General features: G+C 70.9%; 6 protein-coding genes. All 6 read right to left on the bottom strand.

Translation table 11 applies throughout. The features are described from left to right. Positions 1-51: 51 nt before the first annotated feature. Complete coding sequence (locus HQ306_RS11560; protein ID WP_222631180.1) at positions 52-13,578, bottom strand: amino acid adenylation domain-containing protein; 13,527 nt, start codon at positions 13,576-13,578, stop codon at positions 52-54. A 338-nt stretch (positions 13,579-13,916) separates the two neighbouring features. After that, the gene (gene lnt / locus HQ306_RS11555; protein WP_222631170.1) at positions 13,917-15,497 is read right to left on the bottom strand and encodes an apolipoprotein N-acyltransferase; all 1,581 of its coding nucleotides are present in this window, start codon (positions 15,495-15,497) and stop codon (positions 13,917-13,919) included. Next, the gene (locus tag HQ306_RS11550) at positions 15,494-17,083 is read right to left on the bottom strand and encodes an amidohydrolase (protein ID WP_308115432.1); all 1,590 of its coding nucleotides are present in this window, start codon (positions 17,081-17,083) and stop codon (positions 15,494-15,496) included. The genes lnt and HQ306_RS11550 overlap by 4 nt, the downstream gene beginning before the upstream one ends. A 43-nt stretch (positions 17,084-17,126) precedes the next feature. Beyond that, entirely contained in the window at positions 17,127-17,648 is a 522-nt protein-coding gene (locus tag HQ306_RS11545) for an FxsA family protein (RefSeq protein WP_222631168.1), read from the bottom strand. A gap of 77 nt (positions 17,649-17,725) precedes the next feature. After that, the gene (locus tag HQ306_RS11540) at positions 17,726-18,388 is read right to left on the bottom strand and encodes a response regulator transcription factor (RefSeq protein ID WP_027505385.1); all 663 of its coding nucleotides are present in this window, start codon (positions 18,386-18,388) and stop codon (positions 17,726-17,728) included. 10 nt (positions 18,389-18,398) lie between these two features. Beyond that, complete coding sequence (locus HQ306_RS11535) at positions 18,399-19,604, bottom strand: sensor histidine kinase (protein ID WP_222631167.1); 1,206 nt, start codon at positions 19,602-19,604, stop codon at positions 18,399-18,401. Positions 19,605-19,610 lie beyond the last annotated feature (6 nt).

Below are 19,610 nucleotides of genomic sequence, written 5' to 3'. Positions count from 1 at the left end.
GCCCCGGAGCATCTACTCCGGGGCCCTCGGTGTGTCTCGGGTCCGTCGAGATCAGCGCAGGTGCTGCGCGACGATCGGTCCGATGATCGCGAGTGCCTGCGGATCGGTCATCGCGGAGTGTGCGACCGGCACCGCGTGATCGTGGATGGCACCGCGGACGTGTCGACGCCAGGCCGAGGCGGTCCGCCGTACGTCGTTCCGGTTCACCTCGTCCTCGGTCGCGGTGAAGAACAGCACGTCGCAGTCCACGACGCCCGGTGAGTACCCGTGCGCCAGCGAGGTCCCGTTCACGTAGCCCGCGTACAGCCGCTCGAGGGTGTCGACGGTCATCGCCGCCATCGGACCACCCTCGGACCGCAGCGCGGCCGCCGCCTCCGCGACCGTCGGTTCCACGCCTGCCGGCAACTCGTGGCCGGTGAACTCCTCGATGAGATCCCGCACCGACGGTGTCGACTCGAGGTACTCGTCGGCGAGCACGTAGCTGTCGAGCATGGTCAGCGTCGCGACGCTCTCCCCCACCCGCTGCAGCTCGACGGTCATCGCGTGGGCGATGAGGCCTCCGAGCGACCAGCCCAGCAGGTGGTACGGACCGTGCGGCTGGATCGACCGGATCTCGCGAACGTAGTACCGGGCCAGCTCCTCGACCGTGTCGAACTCCTCGGTGCGTCCCGAGACGACGGGTGACTGCAGGCCGTACACCGGCTGATTCGAGTCGAGGTGGGCGAGCAGACCGCTGTAACTCCAGGACAGTCCGAACGCCGGATGAATGCAGAACACCGGTGACGCGGAACCCTGCGGGCGCAGCGGCAGCAGCATGTCCAGTGACGCCGTGGCCGTCGCCGCGACCTCGTCCGCCGACAGATGCGCGGTGTCGTCGATGCGCGCGGCGAGAGCTGCCGGCGTGGAGTCGGTGAACAACCATTGCATCGGAACCGTGGTGCCGAGGGTCTCTTCGAGTCGAGCGACCACGCGCGTCCCCACCAGCGACGTGCCGCCGAGTTCGAAGAAGCTGTCGTCGAGTCCGACTCCGGCCACCCCCAGGATGTCTTCGTAGACAGCGCAGACGGCGCGCTCGGTCGCGGTGCCCGGATCGCGATGCTCGCCGGTGACGGCGAACTCCGGAGCGGGCAGCGCCCGCCGATCGAGTTTGCCGACGGAGGTCAGCGGCAGCTCGTCCAGCAGCATGATCGACTGCGGCACCATGTAGCCGGGCAGTCGCTCCTGCAGATGGCGACGCAGCGACGCCGTGTCGACCGACGACTCCCGGTGCGGCAGGACATAGGACACCAGGACGGTGTCCCCTGAGGGCAGGACGTGGCCCATCGTGGTCGCGAAGTCCACGCCGTCGTGCACGTCGAACGCGGCGTCGATCTCACCCAGCTCGATGCGGAACCCGCGGATCTTGACCTGATGATCGGTCCGGCCCACGTAGGACAGGGTCGGGTCGCCGTCGGCGGACTCGCGCCAGCGCACCAGGTCACCGGTGCGGTAGAGGCGCTCACCCGGCTTGCCGTGCGGATCGGCGACGAACCGCGACGACGTCAACGCTGTGCGCCCGAGGTATCCCCGAGCGAGTTCCGGTCCGGCGAGGTACAGCTCGCCGACGACGCCGAACGGCACCGGTTGCAGCTGGCGGTCGAGGACCTGCGCCGCGACACCGCGGATCGGTCCACCGATCGTGACCGGACCCTTGGGCACCATCGGCGCACTCATCGTCGTGACGATGGTCGTCTCCGTCGGCCCGTACACGTTGTACAGCGAGCGTCCCGGAGCCCAGCGCTCCACCAGTTCCGGTGGGCACGCCTCGCCGCCGACGAGAATGTGTCGCAACGACGTCGCGCTCGCCGGGTCCGCGGTCGACAATGCCGCGGTCGTGATGAAGGCGTGCGTGATGCGTTCCGATCCCAGCAGGTCGCCCAGTTCGCGGCCGCCGTAGACCCCGGGCGGTGACACGACGAGTGTCGCGCCGGATCCGTACGCGAACAGCTGGTCCATGACGGCGGCGTCGAAACTCGGTGTCGCGAAGTGCAGTACGCGTGCCGTTTCGTCGACCTCGAATCGATCGCGCAGCTCGCCGGCGAAGTTCGACAGGCCGGCGTGGGTGACGACGACGCCCTTCGGTGTCCCGGTCGACCCCGAGGTGTAGATGACGTACGCGGGGTGCACGAGAGCGATGGGTCCGAGAAGCTCTGCGGGCGTGAGGGGTTCGTCGGACGTACGAGCCAGCTCGGCCAGGGTGTCCGCGTCGTCGAGCACGAGCCACCGTGTCGACGAGACTCCGTCCACGGCCGCCCGGTGCTCCGCGGTCGTCAGTCCCCACGTGGTCGCCGAGTCCGTCAGCATGTGACGGACGCGGTCGGCCGGGTAGTGCGGGTCGACCGGGACGAAGGCGCCGCCGGCCTTCGCGACGGCCAGGACCGCGACGAGAGAGTCGAAGGATCGCGTGAAGCCCAGGGCCACCAGTGATTCCGGTCCGACACCGCGCCGGACGAGAGCTCGGGCCACCGTGGTCGAACGTCGGTCGAGCTCGCCGTAGGTGATGTGGGCGCCGAGGTACTCCGCCGCGATGCGGTCGGGAACCCGGCGTGCGGTCTGCTCGAACACCTCGGACAGGGTCAGCGACGGATCAGGATCGGTCTCGCCGCCGTGCACGGGCACCAGATGGGCTCGCTCCTGCGAGGTCAACATCTCGACGCTGCCGATGCTGCGGTCGGGTTCGGTGGCCAGGACGCCCAACACGCCCACCAGACGATCGAGCATGGTGCTCACGGTGGCGGCGTCGAACAGATCGGTCGCGTAGTCGGCGGTGACGGTCAGCCCCGCCGGCTCCCGGTCGTCGGTGCGCCGGTCGGTGACCGTGAACTGGATGTCGAACTTGGCGACGGCGACGTCCACCTCGGCCGCGTCGACGGTCACCTCGCCCATGCGGGCAGTCGTCGGAACGTCGTCCTGCAACGACAACATGATCTGGAACAACGGGTGATGGCTCGTGCTGCGCTGCGGGTGCAGCACGTCCACCAGACGTTCGAACGGAACGTCGGGGTGCGCGAACGCGTCCAGATCGACCGCGCGCACGTGCTGCAACGCCTCGGTCAGCGACGCGGTCGGCGAGACCCGCGTGCGCAGGACCAGCGTGTTGACGAACATTCCGACCAGCGCGTCCAGTGCCTGGTCGCCGCGGCCGGCGACCGCGGTACCGACGGACGTGTCGAAGCGGCCGGCGAGACGGCCGAGCACGACGGCGAGGGCGGTGTGGACGGCCATGAACAGCGTCGCGTTCTCCCGCCGCGCAAGGTCGACGAGCCGCCGGTGCGTGTCGACACCCACCGTGGTGGTGACCACCCCGCCCCGGTGAGACGGCACGCTCGGCCGCGGACGGTCGGTGGGGATGTCGATACGGTCGGGAGCTCCGGTCAACGCCGCCGTCCAGTACGCCAGTTGCGTCGAGACGAGGCTCGACGGGTCGTCCTCGGAGCCGAGCCGGTCACGCTGCCACAGCGTGTAGTCCGCGTACTGCACCGGCAGTGGCTCCGTCGCGGGTGCCGTGCCGGTGGACCGCGCGGTGTAGGCGGTGAGCAGGTCGGCGGCGAGCGGCGCCAGCGACCAGCCGTCCGCGGCGATGTGGTGCAGCGTGACGACGAGGACGTGCTCGACCCCGGCCGTCACCTCGAGCAGGTCCACCCGCAGCGGTGCCTGCGTGGTCACGTCGAACCCGCGGGCCGCGCTCGTGACGATCGCGGCCGTCACCGCGGAGGGCTCGGTCACGACGGGCTCCAGCGCCACCGGCACCTCGTCCGCAGGCAGGATCACCTGGTGCGGGCCCTCGGGCGAGTCCGGGTACACGGTCCGGAGCACCTCGTGGCGGTCGACGAGGTCGCGCAGCGCGGCTTCCAGCGCGGCGATGTCGAGCGGTCCCGTCAGGCGCACCGCGAAGGGCACGTTGTACGCCCCCGACGCCCGGTCGAACCTGTTGAGGAACCACAGGCGTTGCTGCGCCGAGGACAGCGGGATCCGGTCGGGTCGAGGCCGTGCCTCGAGAGCGGGGCCGGCGGACTCGGCGAGCCCGTCGATGTGCGCGGCGAGGGCTGCGACCGTCGGGTGCTCGAAGAGTGCCCGGACCGGAACCCGAACGCCGCGAGTGGAACCCAGGCGGGACGCGACCTGTGTGGCCAACAGGGAGTTGCCACCGAGTGCGAAGAAGCTGTCGTCGCGTCCGACCTCGACGTCGAGGTCCAGCACTGCCGCCACGGTCTCGGCGACGGTCCGCTCGGTCTCGGAGGCCGGCGCGTCGTGAGTGCGGTCGACGGCCACGACGACCGGGGCGGGAAGCGCCCGCACGTCCAGCTTGCCGACGGGAGTGAGAGGGATGCGCTCGAGAACCGTCATCGATGCCGGCACCATGTGGCCGGGCAGAACGGAGCGGACGCCGCCCGTGACCGCGTCGACATCGATGTCGTGTCCGGTGGCGGCGACGACGTAGGACGCCAGCGAGGCGCGACCGGAGGCATCGGTGTGCACCAGAGTGTGCGCGAAGCCGACGGACGGGTCCCTCGTCAGTGCGGCGTCGATCTCACCGAGCTCGATGCGGAATCCGCGGATCTTGACCTGGGTGTCCGAGCGTCCGACGTAGTCGAGCCGGCCGTCCGCAGTCCACCGCACGACATCGCCGGTGCGGTACATCCGCTCCCCCGCTGTGCCGTACGGATCGGCCACGAACCGGCCCGCCGTCAGTCCCGCGCGGTCGAGGTAGCCGCGAGCGACGCCGACACCCGACAGGTACAGCTCACCCGTGACGCCGACCGGCACCGGATGCAGACGCGCGTCGAGCACCACGGCGCGGACTCCGGCGATGGGCGTACCGATGGTGACCGGTTCGTCGGCACGCAGTTCCGCGATGGCGGCGACGATGGTCGCCTCCGTCGGGCCGTACCCGTTGTACAGCGAACGTCCGACCGACCAGCGCCGCACCAGGTCTGCGGAGCACGTGTCGCCGCCCACCACCACGGTGGTGAGACTCGGCAGTGATCGGGCGGCGACGTCGACGGTCGCGAGCGCGGCCGGGGTGACGAAGGCGTGCGAGACCGACTCGCGGTCGATCAGTTCGGCCAGCTCCGCGCCGCCGTAGACGTCGCTCGGGGCGACGACGACGGTGGAGCCGGCGCCCATCGCCATCAGGATCTCGAGCACCGACGCGTCGAAGCTCGGCGAGGCGAAGTGCAGGGTCCGCGATGTTCCGGTGATGCCGAACGTCGTGCGCTGCACCTCTGCGAACGAGGAGAGTCCCGAGTGCGTCACGGCGACGCCCTTGGGCAGTCCCGTCGATCCGGAGGTGTAGATGACGTAGGCCGGATGGTCGACACGCAGCGTGGACGTCCGGTCACGGTCGGTGACGGGTTCCGTCGACCGGGTCGCGATGTCGGCGACGGTGGCCGGGTCGTCGAACACGATCCAGTCGACGTCCCGTCCTGCCGCCGGGCGGTCGGCCACGGTGCAGACACCGAGGTCGGCCCCGCTGTCGGTGAGCATGTGGTCGATGCGGTCCGCAGGGTAGCGCGGATCGACGGGGACCCAGGCCGCGCCCGTCATCGCCACGGCGAGCATCGCCGCGACGGACTCCGCCGACCGGGTGAGCGCCAGGGCGACGACGCGCTCGGGTCCGGCTCCGCGTTCGAGCAGGACCCGGGCGAGACGGGTGGCGTCGGCATCGAGCTCGGCGTACGTGCGCGACCGCCGAGCCGTGACGTCGACGCCGTGGGACGGATCATGCACCAGCGCAGTGGTGTTCGCGTTCTCCCGCGCGACGGCGGCCCACAGGTCGGGCAGCAGTACCGGTGCGCCGGGACGCTCGCCGGCCCGTGTCGTCAGCTCGCGGGACTCCTGATGGGACAGGAGTTCGATGTCGCCCACGGTCACCGACGGGTCTCGGGCCACCGTGGTGAGCACGGCGCTGACACGGTCCGCGAAGGCGGCGATGGTGCTCTCGTCGTAGAGATCGCGCGTGTAGGTGACGCGGAACCGCCACGACCGCTCGCCGTCGGCGTCGGTGCTCTCCGTGACGGCGAGCTCGACGTCGAACTTGCTGCGCTGCAGGTCGATCTCCGACGCGGTGACGGTGAGACCGTCGAGTTCGCCGCTGGTGACACCGTCGGACTGGAAGGCCAGCACTACCTGCACGAGCGGGTGCCGACCGGCCGTCCGCGACGGCGACAGAGCGTCGACCAGACGCTCGAACGGCAGGTCCGCGTGAGCGAACGCGTCGAGATCGGTGCTGCGGACCCGGCCGAGAAGGTCGGCGAAGGTGTCGGACGGCGCCACGTCGGAGCGCAGGACCAGGGTGCCGACGAACATGCCGACCAGCTCGTCCAGTGCGCGATCGCGTCGGCCGGCGATCGGGGTGCCGATCACCACGTCCCGGGTGTCGGCGAGCCGAGCGAGCGTGACCGCGAGTGCGGCGTGCATCGCCATGAACGTGGTGCCGCCCCGGCGCTCGGCGACGGCCGACAGTGCGGTCATCACGGCCGGATCGACGGCGAACTCGTGGACGCCGGCCCGGTGGGACGGCGCCGCCGGGCGGCCGCGATCGCCGGGCAGGGCGCACTCGTCCGGAAGGTCGGCCAGAGTGTCGGTCCAGAAGGAGAGGTCGCGGTGTGCCCGGCTCTCCGGGTCGGCCTCGTCACCGAGCACGGCTCGCTGCCACAGGGTGAAGTCGCTGTACTGCACCGGAAGTGGGGTCCACTGCGGGGCAGCTCCGCGGGTGCGGGCAGCGTAGGCGACCATGACGTCGCGGGTCAGCGGTCCGAGGGACCACCCGTCCGCGGCGATGTGGTGTACGACGAGACCGAGCACGTGCTCCGTCTCGGAGATCGACAGAAGAGTGGTGCGCAGCGGGGTCTCGACCGTGAGATCGAACCCGCGACGGGCGAACCGGGTCAGCGCGTCCGCGACGTCGCCGCGGTCCACGACGGTCGTCGTGAGCGGTGCGGGTGCTGCCGGTGCGACGACCTGGTGCGGTCCGTGATCGCTCTCGGGGAACACGGTCCGCAGGCTCTCGTGCCGTTCCACCACGTCGGCCAACGCCAGTGCCATCGCGGGGGCGTCGAGGACGCCGTCCAGGTGCACCGAGAACGAGATGTTGTAGGCGTCGGAGGTGGGGTCGAAGCGGTTGAGGAACCACAGCCGTTGCTGCGGCGACGACAGCGGGATCCGGTCAGGACGGCTCGCCGCCGGAATCGCGACGAGCGGGATCCGCGACGCCGCACCGCTGTCGGCGTCGAGGTGAGCCGCGAGCGCCTCGACGGTCGGGGCCTCGAAGAGAGTGCGCACCTCCACCTCACGGCTCAGCGCGGCGCCGATCGCACTCGTGACACGGGTCGCCATCAACGAGTTGCCACCGGCGTCGAAGAAGCTGTCGTCCAGACCGACCCGGGGCACCGTCAGGACGTCCGCGAACACGCGGGCGACGGTCCACTCGGTCTCGGTGCGGGGCTCGCGGTACGCCGTCTCCGCCGTCTCCGGTGTGGGCATCGGCAGCGCGCGGCGATCGAGCTTGCCCGACGGGGTGAGGGGCACCTCGTCGAGCACGACCACCGCGGACGGCACCATGTACCCGGGCAGGGTGCGGCGGGCGTGCTCGAGCACCGGTTCGGTTCCGGCGGCGCCAGGCGCGAGCGTGAGGTGCGAGACCAGGCGGGCGTCGGCCCGGCCCGCGTTCTGCACGCTCGTGACGGAGAACGTGACCGACGGATGACGCTGGAGCACCGCGTCGATCTCGGCGAGTTCGATGCGGTGACCCCGCACCTTGACCTGGTCGTCGGCTCGGCCGCGGAACACCAGTTCGGTTCCCGCGGTGGTGGTCACGGCGGCGACGACGTCGCCGGTGCGGTACATACGGTCACCCGGCGTGCCGAACGGATCGGCGACGAAGCGGGTGGAGGTCAGCGGCAGGCGCCCGAGGTACCCGCGGGCCAGCGCCGGCCCGGACAGGTAGAGCTCGCCGGGAACTCCGGGGACCACCGGGCGCAGACGACGATCGAGCACCCGCACGTCGACACCGCGGCGCGGGGCGCCGATGGTGACGGGCGAGCCGGGTGCCATCGGCGGTGTCAGGGTCGCGACGACGGTGGCCTCGGACGGCCCGTACAGGTTGAGCATGCGGCGGCCGGGCGCCCACCGTTCGACGAGGGCGGGACTGCAGACGTCGCCGCCGACCCCGACGAAGGTCAGAGCGTCGAGGTCCGCAGGGTCCACCGTCTCGAGAGCAGCAGGGGTGACGAAGGCGTGGGTCACCCGCTGATCACGCAGCAGTGCGGTGAGGCGGTCGCCGCCGTAGACGTCGGTACCGGCGACCACGACGGTCGCGCCCGCGGCGAATCCCATGAGCAGTTCCAGGATCGAGGCGTCGAAACTCGGCGAGGCGAAATGCAGTGTGCGCGATCGCGGTCCGACTCGGTAGGTCGCCACCTGCTCGCGGGCGAAGTCGGCGAGGCCGCGGTGCGGCACCACGACCGCCTTGGGGGTGCCCGTGGATCCGGACGTGAAGATGAGGTATGCCGGGTTCTCCGGGCGCACCCGTACGGGCAGTGCCGCCGAGGACTCGTCGGATCGGTGATCGACGGTGACCCACCGGACCGCGACGGGCAGTGCGGCTCCCGCGGCAGCGATGCCGAGGGACGCGGCGACGTCGGTGACCATGCGCTCGATGCGGTCCGCCGGGTAGCGCGGATCCACCGGGAGGAAGGCGGCGCCGGTCTTCGTCACGGCCCAGGTCGCGACGATCGAGTCGATCGAGCGCTCGAGACACACGGGCACGATCGATTCCGGGCCGACTCCCTCGGCGATCAACGCGTGCGCCAGAAGGTCCGACGCGTCGTCGAGTTCGCCGTACGTGACGGAGCCGTCCGCCGTGACGACGGCGGTGGCGGACGGATCGCGCCGCGCGGCCGAGACGAGGATGTCGGCGAGCGACGAGGTGGGCCCGGCTGCCGCGCCCACGAGGACGGCAGGAGCGTCGGTGGACGTGGACAGATCGATGTCGCCGATCGCTCGGGTGGGATCCGCCGCGACCGATCGCATGACGGACACCAGTCGCTGCGCCATCGTCGCGGCTGTCGCGTCGTCGAACAGATCGCGGGCGTAGCCCAGGCGCGCATCGACCCCGTCGGGCCGACCGTCGACCGTGGTGCGCTCCGAGAGCTGCAGCGTGAGGTCGAACTTGGCTGTGCCGGAGTCGATTTCGGCGACCTCGACATCCAGTCCGGCCATCTCGACGCGGACCGGCGCGAGGTTCTCGAAGGAGAGAACGACCTGGAACAGCGGGTGGCGCGACGTCGAGCGCTCCGGTGCCGCCGCGTCGACGACACGCTCGAACGGGACGTCCGCGCGGGCGAACGCCTCGAGGTCGTGATCGCGTACCTCGCGGAGGAGGTCGGTGAACGGGACGTGCGGCGCGGGCGTCGACCGCAGCACCAGTGTGTTGACGAACATGCCGACGAGTCCGTCGAGCGCGCGGTGGCCGCGACCGGCGATGGGCGACCCGATCGCGACGTCGTCCGAGTCCGCGAGCCGTCCCAGCAGCGCGGACAGTGCCGCGTGCAACACCATGAACAGGCTGGCCGAGGTGTCCGATGCGAGCACGAGGAGCTGCTGGTGCAGATCGGCGTCGATGTGGAAGTCGTGGGCGCCGCCGCGGTGCGACGGTGCAGCGGGACGGGGGCGATCCGTCGGCAGCTCGAGCGTGTCGGGCAGGCCGTCCAACCGCGCGGTCCAGTAGTCGATCTGACTGCGCAGGATCGAGGTCGGATCGTTCTCGTCTCCGAGTGCGGCGTGCTGCCAGAGCGTGAAGTCCGCGTACTGCACGTCGAGCGGTGCCCACAGCGGCGCACTCCCCTGCGTCCGCGCAGCGTAGGCGGTCATGACATCGGTCGCGAGGGGGCCGAAGGAGAACCCGTCCGACGCGATGTGGTGCAGCACCACGGCCAGCGTGTGCGACGTCGGCGAGGTGCGGAACAGGCGGACACGGACCGGGTGCTCCCGCGTGACGTCGAATCCGTGAGACGCGAACTCCCGCACGGTGTCGGCCAGCGCCGAGTCGTCGGTGTCGATCGGCGCGAGGTCGTGGTGCGCGGGGTCCTGCACCACCTGGTGCGGACCGTCGGCGGAGTCGGGATACACGGTGCGCAGCGTCTCGTGGCGCTCCAGGACGTCGGCGAGCGCGACACTCAGAGCGTCCGCGTCGAGGTCGCCGTGCAACGTGATGGCGAACGGCATGTTGTACGCCGGGGACGCCGAGTCGAACCGGTTCAGGAACCACAGTCGCTGTTGGGCGAGCGAGAGGGGAATGCGATCCGGGCGAGGTCCTGCGACCAGCGGCGGCCCGGTGGTGACCACGGGCGCATGGGCGACGCGATCCGCCAGACGTGCCACGGTCGGCGCCTCGAAGAGGTCCTTGATGCCCACGTCGGCACCGAGCTCGGCGCTGATGCGGGAGACCACGCGCGTGGCCAGCAGCGAGTTGCCGCCGATCTCGAAGAAGCTGTCGTGGACACCGGGAACGGGGACGTCCAGCACGTCGGCGATGGTCTCGGCGATGCGTCGCTCGACCTCTGTGCGCGGCGGGACCGAGGGCACGTCGGCCCGGCGGCGCACCGGTTCCGGCAGTGCCTTGCGGTCGACCTTGCCGTTGGCGCTCAACGGAAGTGCGTCGAGAACGATCACCAGCGACGGCACCATGTAGGACGGGAGGCGGTCGGCGACGGTCGCGGCGACAGCGCGGACCTCGACGCTCGCCGCGTCGGTGCCGGGCTCGGGTGCGACGTACGCGACGAGCGTGGTCTCGCCGCGCTCGTCGACGTGGGCCACGGCCACCGCGTGGTGCACGGCGGGATGCGCGACCAGAGCCGCCTCGACGTCGCCGAGCTCGATCCGCAGTCCGCGGATCTTGACCTGGAAGTCGGTGCGGCCCAGGTACTCGACGGCGCCGTCGGCCCGCCAACGCGCCAGGTCGCCGGTGCGGTACATGCGGGTGCCGTGCGCCGACAGCGGGTCGGCGACGAACCGGTCGGCGCTCAGATCGGGCCGACCGACGTAGCCACGGGCGAGCTGGTCGCCCGCGAGGTAGAGCTCGCCCGCCGTTCCCACCGGAACCGGCTCGAGCCGGGCGTCGAGGATCTGCAACGCGGTGTTCCACACCGGCCGTCCGATCGGCACCGTGACGGCGTCGGCGTCGGTCACCTCCCAGTAGGTGACGTCGACGGCGGCCTCGGTCGGCCCGTAGAGGTTGTGCAGCGCGGACCCGGTGAGCGAGCGGAATGCCGATGCCGTCTCCGCGGGCAGTGCCTCACCGCTGCAGAACACCTGACGCAGGTCACCGAGCCGGGCGTCGGACGCGCGCAGTTCAGCGACGAAGGCGCCGAGCATCGAGGGCACGAAATGTGCCGTGGTGACGCCTGATCCGGCGATGATCGAGGCGAGGTAGCGCGGATCGCGATGCCCGTCGGGCTCCGCGATCACCAGGCGGGCGCCGACCTGGAGCGGCCAGAAGAACTCCCACACCGAGACGTCGAACGTCGCCGGAGTCTTCTGCAACACGGCGTCGTCGGCGCCGAGGTAGTACTCGTTCTGCATCCACAGCAATCGGTTGACGATCGCCTGGTGCGACACCCCGACACCCTTGGGGCGGCCCGTGGAACCCGACGTGAAGATCACGTACGCCAGCGAATCGGGTCGCAGAGTCGCCGTGCGCTCACTGTCGCCGACCGGCGTGTCGGCGAGTCCGGCGAGATCGAGCGTGTCGACGTCGACGCGCGCAGCGGTGTCGGGCAGGACGACACCCTGCGTGGACACCGTCAGCACGCACGCGGGCCGGGCGGTGTCGAGGACGTGGCCGAGACGCTCGGCGGGATGATCGGGGTCGAGCGGTACGTAGGCGCCGCCGGCCTTCTCGATCGCGTACATCGCGACGACGAGGTCGAGCGAGCGCTGCATGGCCAGGCCCACGAGCACGTCGGGTCCGACGCCGCGGGCGATCAACGCCCGCGCCAGGCGGGACGAGCGACGATCGAGTTCCGCGTACGTCAGTGCGGTGCCGGCGAACTCCAGGGCCGTCGCGTCCGGGGTGCGCCGCACCTGTGCGTCGAACAGCGCGGGCAGCGTGGTCCGCGGAACGCTCACGGCTGTGTCGTTGAACTCGGTGACCACACGGTCGTACTCGTCGGGCAGCACGACGTCGAGACCGGAGACGCGAGTTCGTGCCCCGCGTCCCAGGAAGTTCTCGAAGAAGGCGAGGAACCGCCGATGATGGGCAGCGAGGGTGTCCTCGTCGTACAGCGACGGGTTGCCCTCGAAGTCGATGTTCAGCGAGTTGCCGCCGCTGTTGTAGACGTTGAAGGTGAAGTCCTCGATGGGACCGCTGGAGAGCAGGTGCAGCCGGCCCACCAGATCGCCCAGACCGACGGTCCAGTCGAACAGCATGATGTTCACCATGGGTCCGAAGAACCCGCGGTGCATGGTCGAGCTGCCGTGGTCGCGGCGGATGTCCTCGTGGCGGTATTTCTGGTGGCGCAGCGCACCGGTGATCTCGAGGGTCACCGACGACACCAGGTCGCCGATGTTCATGTCGGGCGAGATGTGCACGCGGATCGGTACGACGTTGGACACCATGCCGCCCGAGCGGCGCAGCGCCGCGGTGGTGCGGACGGACACCGGCAGACTCATGACGACGTCGGCGCGCCCAGTGACCCGGTGCAGGTAGGCGGCGAAGGACGCGGCCACGACGGCAGCGGCACTGGCGTCGAATCGCTCCTCCGCGGAGGTGAGCATGTCGCCGACGGTCTCGTCGGTGACACCGTTGAGTCGCAGGCGACTCGGCGCGGCCGGGGCGGTGCGATCGGCGAGGGAGAAGGTGTCCGGCAGACCCTGGAGCGTGTCCTGCCAGAAGGCGCGGTCGGTCTCGAACCTGGTGGAGGTGCGGTACGCGCGTTCTGCCGCGTAGAGCGTGGCCAGGTCGCCGGCCTTGCTGTCCGGGGTGGGAACACCGGCCTGCTCGTTGGTGTACAGCTCGGCGACGCGCTTCATGGCGGTGACGGCGCCGTATCCGTCACCGGCGATGTGGTGCATGCGGGTGTACCAGAAGTAGCGGTGGTCCTCGACGCGGAAGACGACGTTGACGGTCAGCGGATCGCGGTCCAGATCGACCGGGGAGCGCATCTCCTTCTGCATCCAGGCCAGGGCCGCGGCGATCGGGTCCGCCTCGGACCGGACGTCGAGCCGAGTGGTGCGCACGGTGGCTGCCGGGTCGACGACCTGATACGGCTGACCGTCGATCTCCACGAGCCTGATCTCGCCGGACTGGAGTTCCGCGGCCGCGCGGGCACCCACGCGTTCGAGCAGGTCGATGTCGAGGTCACCCTGCACGTCGACGTACTGCGCGACGGTGAGGGGAACCTCGGGAGCGAGCTTCTGGGCGAACCACAGGCTGGCCTGCGCCGGGGAGAGCGGGAAGGGATCGGACGCTGTCCGGTTCACGGTAGGTGTCGTGTCGGCCGGTTCGGTGGTTCTCGGTGCGCTGTCCGACGTCGTCATCGTTCGCTCCTCCTCGTCGGTCCCGTGGCCGAGGAGCGGTCCTGCTCCCCGGGCTGTGCGAGACGACGCACACTTCCACCGAACGGACGCAGAGAGCATCGACGCCGCGGCCGATCAGGCCGCACGTCTGCGTGCTGTGTGTGACTTCCGGTGTCCCCGACCGTGGTCGCACTCTGTACTGAGCTGTATGTGGCATTCGCTCAACCACCCGTCGTGGATGGGTGAGACTTACCAACTTCTCGGTTTGCGGACCCGAAACGTTACGTCCATCGCGGTGACAGATCACCAAAAGTGCGGAAAGACCGCCCCGACCAGCGGACGCGGAGCCGTGTGCCCGGTCAGCGGGCCAGGCGCCGTCGAACGTTCGGTATCGTGGCGCCGATCACACTCAGGACGCCGAGGGCCACGAACACGTACTCGACGGTGGATCCCAGCCGCGTCGCGAGTGTGGTGTCGGTGCGCAGACCCACCGTGGCGACCAGATGGTCGGCGTCGAAGAGAGCGGTCCGAGAGGTCACGGAACCATCGGGCGCGATGACGGCGCTGACCCCGCTGGTGGCGGCGACCACGACGGTCCTCGAGTGCTCCACCGCCCGGACTCGCGACATGGCCAGCTGCTGGTAGGTCATCTCCGTGTCGCCGAAGGTCGCGTTGTTGGTGGGCACCGCGAGAATCTGGGCGCCGGCGCGCACCGCCTCGGTGGGTGCGCGGTCGAAGGCCACCTCGTAGCAGGTCGCGACACCCACCGCGAGAGCCCGCTGCTCGCGATCCGTGCCGGCGGGCACGTGCACGACGCCGTCGCCGTCGCCGGGCACGAAGTTGCCCGCCGAGTCGGCGTACGAGGAGAACAGCCGGAAGAAGCTGCGGTACGGCAGATACTCCCCGAACGGTTGGACGATCTTCTTGTCGTGGCGCTCCCCCGGTCCGGCGGCTCCGTCCCAGGCGATGACCGAGTTGGTGGAGGTGCCGTCGGCATTCGACAGCACCGCGCCCACGAGAATCGGTGCGTCGATCCGCACGGAGGCGGCGGTGATCTCGGCCGCTGCGGTCGCGTCGCGGGTGGGATCGACGTCCGACGCGTTCTCCGGCCAGATGACGACGTCGGGCTTCGGGGTCCGCCCCGCCTCGACCTCCTCCGCCAGCCGGAGAGTCTCGTTCACGTGGTTGTCGAGCACCTGGCGGCGTTGCGCGTTGAAGTCGAGGCCCAGCCGGGGAACGCTGCCCTGGATGGCCGCGATGGTGATCGTGTCGTCACCGTCCTGTGGACCCGCGAGCGTGGGGCGCACGGCGAGTGCGACGACCGGCGCCACGGCGGCGAGCGCGACCAGCCCGGCGACCGAGGTGACGGCGAAGCCGGTGCGCAAACTCCTGCACAGCAGCGTCAGGCACACACCGATCAGTGCCACCGCGGCGCTGAGCAGCGGGGCGCCGCCGAGTGCGGCCAGCGGAAGCAGGGGTGACTCGGACTGACCGAAGGCCAGACGGCCCCAGGGGAATCCGCCGAACGGGACCGTGCTGCGCAACCACTCCGTCAGTGACCACACCATGGTGATCCACACCGCGGCGAACGGCAGGCGGGACACCACCACGGCGAGCAGTCCGAACAGACCGAGGAACAGTGACTCTGCGACGGCAAGCGCGATCCACGGCAGCGGTCCGACGTACACGCCGATCCACGGGAGCAGCGGCAGGAAGAAGCCGAGGCCGAAGGCGAACCCGTACAGGAAGCCGCCCTTCAGCGACAGGGCGCGCGCCGGATCGTCGACCCGCCGCTCGGTCAGGACGAACGTGACGAGCGCCAGGGCGACAGGCGCGAGAAACCACAGTGATCGCGGTGGGAACGACGCGAACAGGAGCGCGCCGGCGCCGGCCGAGAGAACGAGCCGCGCGGGTGGGATCAGTCGAGCGGGAACGCTCACGCGCGGTACACCGTGGTGCCGCGGTGCACGGTCTCCAGGCACACCGGGTCCGGCGCCTCGGGATCGAGGCGAGGCAGGGCCGGAACTCGTGACCGCGGGTCGGTGGACCAGCGCTGCACCGAGTCCCGTGGTGCGCTCACGACCAGTTCCGCGGCGTCCCACACCGCATAGCTGGCCGGCGCGCCCGGCACCAGCGTGCCGGCCAGGCCGTCGCGTACTCCCCCGGCGCGCCAGGCGCCGCGCGTCGCCGCGGAGAACGCGGCGCGGGGCGAGACGGCACTGCCCGGTGTGCGGTGGTTGACCGCTCCGCGGACACCGCGCCACGGCTCGAGCGGCGTGACGGGTGCGTCCGACCCGATGGCCAGCGACACCCCGGCGGACGCCATCATCGCCAGCGGGTTGAGTGCGCGAGCGCGCTCCGCGCCGAGTCGAGTGGCGTACAGGCCCTCCTCACCGCCCCAGTAGGTGTCGAACACCGGTTGCACGCTCGCGATGACACCCCACGCCGCGAGGGCGTCGGCCTGCTCGGACGACACCATCTCGATGTGCTCGAGGCGATGGCCGCGAGACGCCACGGCGGGGCCGCCGAGCTCGGCCACGACCCGCCCGAACGCCTCGACCACGGCACTGGTGGCGGCGTCGCCGATGACGTGGAAGCCGGCCTGGATCCCGGCGCGGGTGCAGGCGGAGACGTGCGCCGCGATCGCGTCGACGTCGAGATACGAACGGCCGCAACCGGAGTGGTCAGCATAGTGGTCGTGCAGCCAGGCGGTGTGCGAGCCGATCGAACCGTCGACGAAGAGGTCGCCGCCCAGGGCGTGCGCGCCGGTCGCGGCCAGGAGTGCCGTCGCCTCGTCCGGGGTCGAGACGGCCTCGCCCCAGTAGGCGCGCACCTCGACGCCGTGCTCGAGGGCGAGGAGTTCGGCCAGGTCGACGCGGCCGGAGATGTCGGGGCCGGCGCACTCGTGCACGGCGGCGACCCCGTGCGCGGCAGCATGATCGAGCGCGGCGACGCGGGCGCGGTGCCGGCCCGCGGGGCTCAGCAGGTCCAGCGCCCGGGTGCGCACGGCATGGTGCGCCTCCGCGATGAGCGGCCGTTGCGGATCTGCGGTGGCGACCACGTCTCCGGCGGCGCGACGCAGCACCGTCGAGCACGCCGCGGAGTGCGCGTCGATGCGCGAGAGGTACACGGCCCGTCCGGGTGCTGCGGCGTCGAGCTCCGCGGTGGTGGGGCCGCGCCCCTCCGGCCACGTCGACTCGTCCCAGTTCTGTCCCCAGATCAGGGTGCCCCCGTCCTCGGCCGCGTACGCGGCGAGAGCGCGCAGGCACTCGTCGAGAGACCGAGCGCCGCTCAGATCGAGTCCGATGAGCGCCAGACCTGTCGCGGTGGTGTGGACATGGGTGTCCACGAACGCGGGAGTCACGAACTCCCCGTTCAGTTCCACCACCTCGGCGTCGGGATGCAGCGCCCGCGCGGGGCGATCCTCACCGATCCAGACGACGGTGCCGTCGGTGACGGCCATGGCTGTCGCGTCGGGCGCGGACGGGCTGTAGATCCGTCCGCCGACCAGCAGATGCGTACTCACGCTCGCCAGTGTGCCCGGTGTCGGGCGGCCGGGGTGTCGGGGGTCAGCGCTCGTCGCGGCCGGTGGTGCCGTCGATCACACCGCGGGTGTCGCGAGGGGCCGAATTCCCGCGGTCCGGCATCACGTCGCCGTCGATGACCACGTGACCGGCCCCAAATCCCTGCGGCCCGAATCCACCGGGCGGGAACGTACGGCCCGAGGCCACGGCCGTCTCGACGCGCCGGGCGGCGGACCGCGCGATGACCGGACGAAGCAGCGCGCGGGTCAGCGGGATCATCAGCAGCAGGCCGAGGACGCTCGAGACGAGACCGGGGATCGTCAGCAGGACCGAGCCGAGGGCCACGAGCGCGCCGTCCGCGACCGCGCCGCCGGGTGAGCGGCGTCCGGCGTTGGCCGAGCGCAGTTCCGAGAGCACGCGCCGACCCTGGGAGCGGATCGCGACCATGCCCAGAGCGGACAGTGCGATCACCACGAACACCGTCCACAGGATGCCGATCGCCGAGCCGAGCCACACGAGGGCGCTGATCTCGACGACGAGGTAGAGGAAGAAGTAGAGCAGTGGCATCGCGGGAGTCCTTTCGGCGACTGGTCGAACCCGTCTGCCGTGTCAACGCGCGACCGCCTCGTTTTTCTCCCGGCCGGTCAGGCGCCCGGAGTGACCAGTCCGAGCTCGTAGGCGAGCACGACGGCCTGGACGCGATCGCGCAGCCCGAGCTTGGTGAGCATGCGGCCGACGTGGGTCTTGACGGTCGCCTCGGACAGGAACAGCTCACCCGCGATCTCGGCGTTCGACTTGCCGGCGGCGATGAGCAGCAGCACCTCGCGCTCACGGTCGGTGAGCGATTCGACGGCTGCCGATCGTCCGGGAACATCGCGCGGTTGCCCGGCGACGATGCGGGAGAGCAGACGTCGGGTCACCCGCGGCGAGACGACGGCGTCCCCTGCCGCCACGCTGCGGATCGCGGACACGAGGTCCTCCGGAGGCGTGTCCTTGAGGAGGAATCCGCTGGCACCGGCACGCAGTGCGCCCAGGGCGTGTTCGTCCAGGTCGAAGGTCGTCATGACGATGACCCGCACCTCGGGTTGCGCCGCGATGATGCGTTCGGTGGCCGAGACACCGTCGATACCGGGCATGCGGACGTCCATCAGCACGACGTCCGGTTCGAGGCGCGCGGCCGCGGCGATCGCGGAGGCACCGTCGGGCACGTCGCCCACCACGTCGATGTCGGGCTGCGCGCCGAGAACCATCGACAGACCCATGCGCATCAGTTCCTGATCGTCGACCAGGAGCACCGAGATGGACACGGGAGACAACCTAGCGGTCCGGGTGGTCCTGGTCGACGCCCAGCGCGGCCTTCAGTTCGAGGGGCAGCGTCGCGGCCACGCGCCACCGGCCGTCCGGCAGCGGACCGGCTCGGAGCTCTCCGCCCAGCACGGCGACACGTTCGCGCATGCCGATGACGCCGAAGCCGCTGGTGGTGGGTGCGGCGTGGATGTCGACGGCCGGGCCGGTGTCGTCCGAGGAATTGATCACCGACACCGTCACCGCGGACGGTTCGCGGCGCACGGCCACCACGGCTCGGGGCCGCTCACCGCCGTGGCGCAGCACGTTGGTGAGCGATTCCTGCACCAGCCGGTGCACCCCGAGCGACACCGCCGGCGGCAGGTCGTCGAGTTCGCCCGTCTGCTCGATGGACACCCGCAGCCCGGCGGCGCGCATCAACTCCACGATCTTGGCGAGGGCCGCGGTGCCGTACTCGGGGTGGGACTCGGACGACTCGTCGGTCCGCAACAGCGACACCGTGCGTCGGAGTTCGGTGAGTGCGGTGCGGCCGGTCGCGGAGATGTTCGCAAGTGCCGCCGCGGCCCGCTCCGGGTCCGACCGCAGCGCGTAGGACGCCCCGTCCGCCTGCACGATCATGACGCTCACCGCGTGGGCCACCACGTCGTGCAGTTCGCGGGCGATGCGGGTGCGCTCGGCGGACACCGCCTCGACGGCGCGTCGGTCACGATCGGATTCGGCGACGGCGAGCCGTGCGCTGACCTCGGCGACGTAGGCCCGGCGAGTCCCGAGGAACTCCGCCGTGATGTAGGCCAGGGCGTAGAGGAGGACGAAGAAGATGGTGGAGGTCCAGTCGGACCCGAGCACGAGCCGCACGACGACGATGTCGGCCGCGAGGCCCAGCGCGAAGAGCAGGGTCGTGCGCCGGTCGGTGTACACGGCCAGCGTATAGAGCATCACCACGAAGCCGAGCTGCCCGGGCGGCAGCGTGCGCGGTTCTTCCGACGCCCACACCATCAGAGTCGCGACCTGGCCGAGTGCGAGCGCCGTCCAGGCGGCGGCCACCGGGTAGCGGCGGCGCCAGGCGATCGGCGTGGACACGGCGACCGCCATCGCCACGTAGACGAGGGGCTGCTGCACGGCAGCGACGGCCGTGAGCTCGATGAGGAAGAGTGACACCGCCAGCGCACAGTCGACCGCGAACGGACGGTGGCGGAGCCATTCGCTGAATCGGCGCATCGTGGT

The organism is Rhodococcus sp. BP-160 (genome assembly GCF_019836205.1).
Taxonomy (GTDB): Bacteria; Actinomycetota; Actinomycetes; order Mycobacteriales; family Mycobacteriaceae; genus Rhodococcoides.
Note: the sequence above shows the minus strand (reverse complement) of the source record. Positions and strands in the feature narration are given on the sequence as shown.

Bases quoted from the DNA above. Each gene is read 5' to 3' on its own strand.
- HQ306_RS11535 (WP_222631167.1), bottom strand. From the start codon at position 19,604: ATGCGCCGATTCAGCGAATGGCTCCGCCACCGTCCGTTCGCGGTCGAC.
- HQ306_RS11560 (WP_222631180.1), bottom strand. From the start codon at position 13,578: ATGACGACGTCGGACAGCGCACCGAGAACCACCGAACCGGCCGACACG.
- HQ306_RS11545 (WP_222631168.1), bottom strand. From the start codon at position 17,648: ATGCCACTGCTCTACTTCTTCCTCTACCTCGTCGTCGAGATCAGCGCC.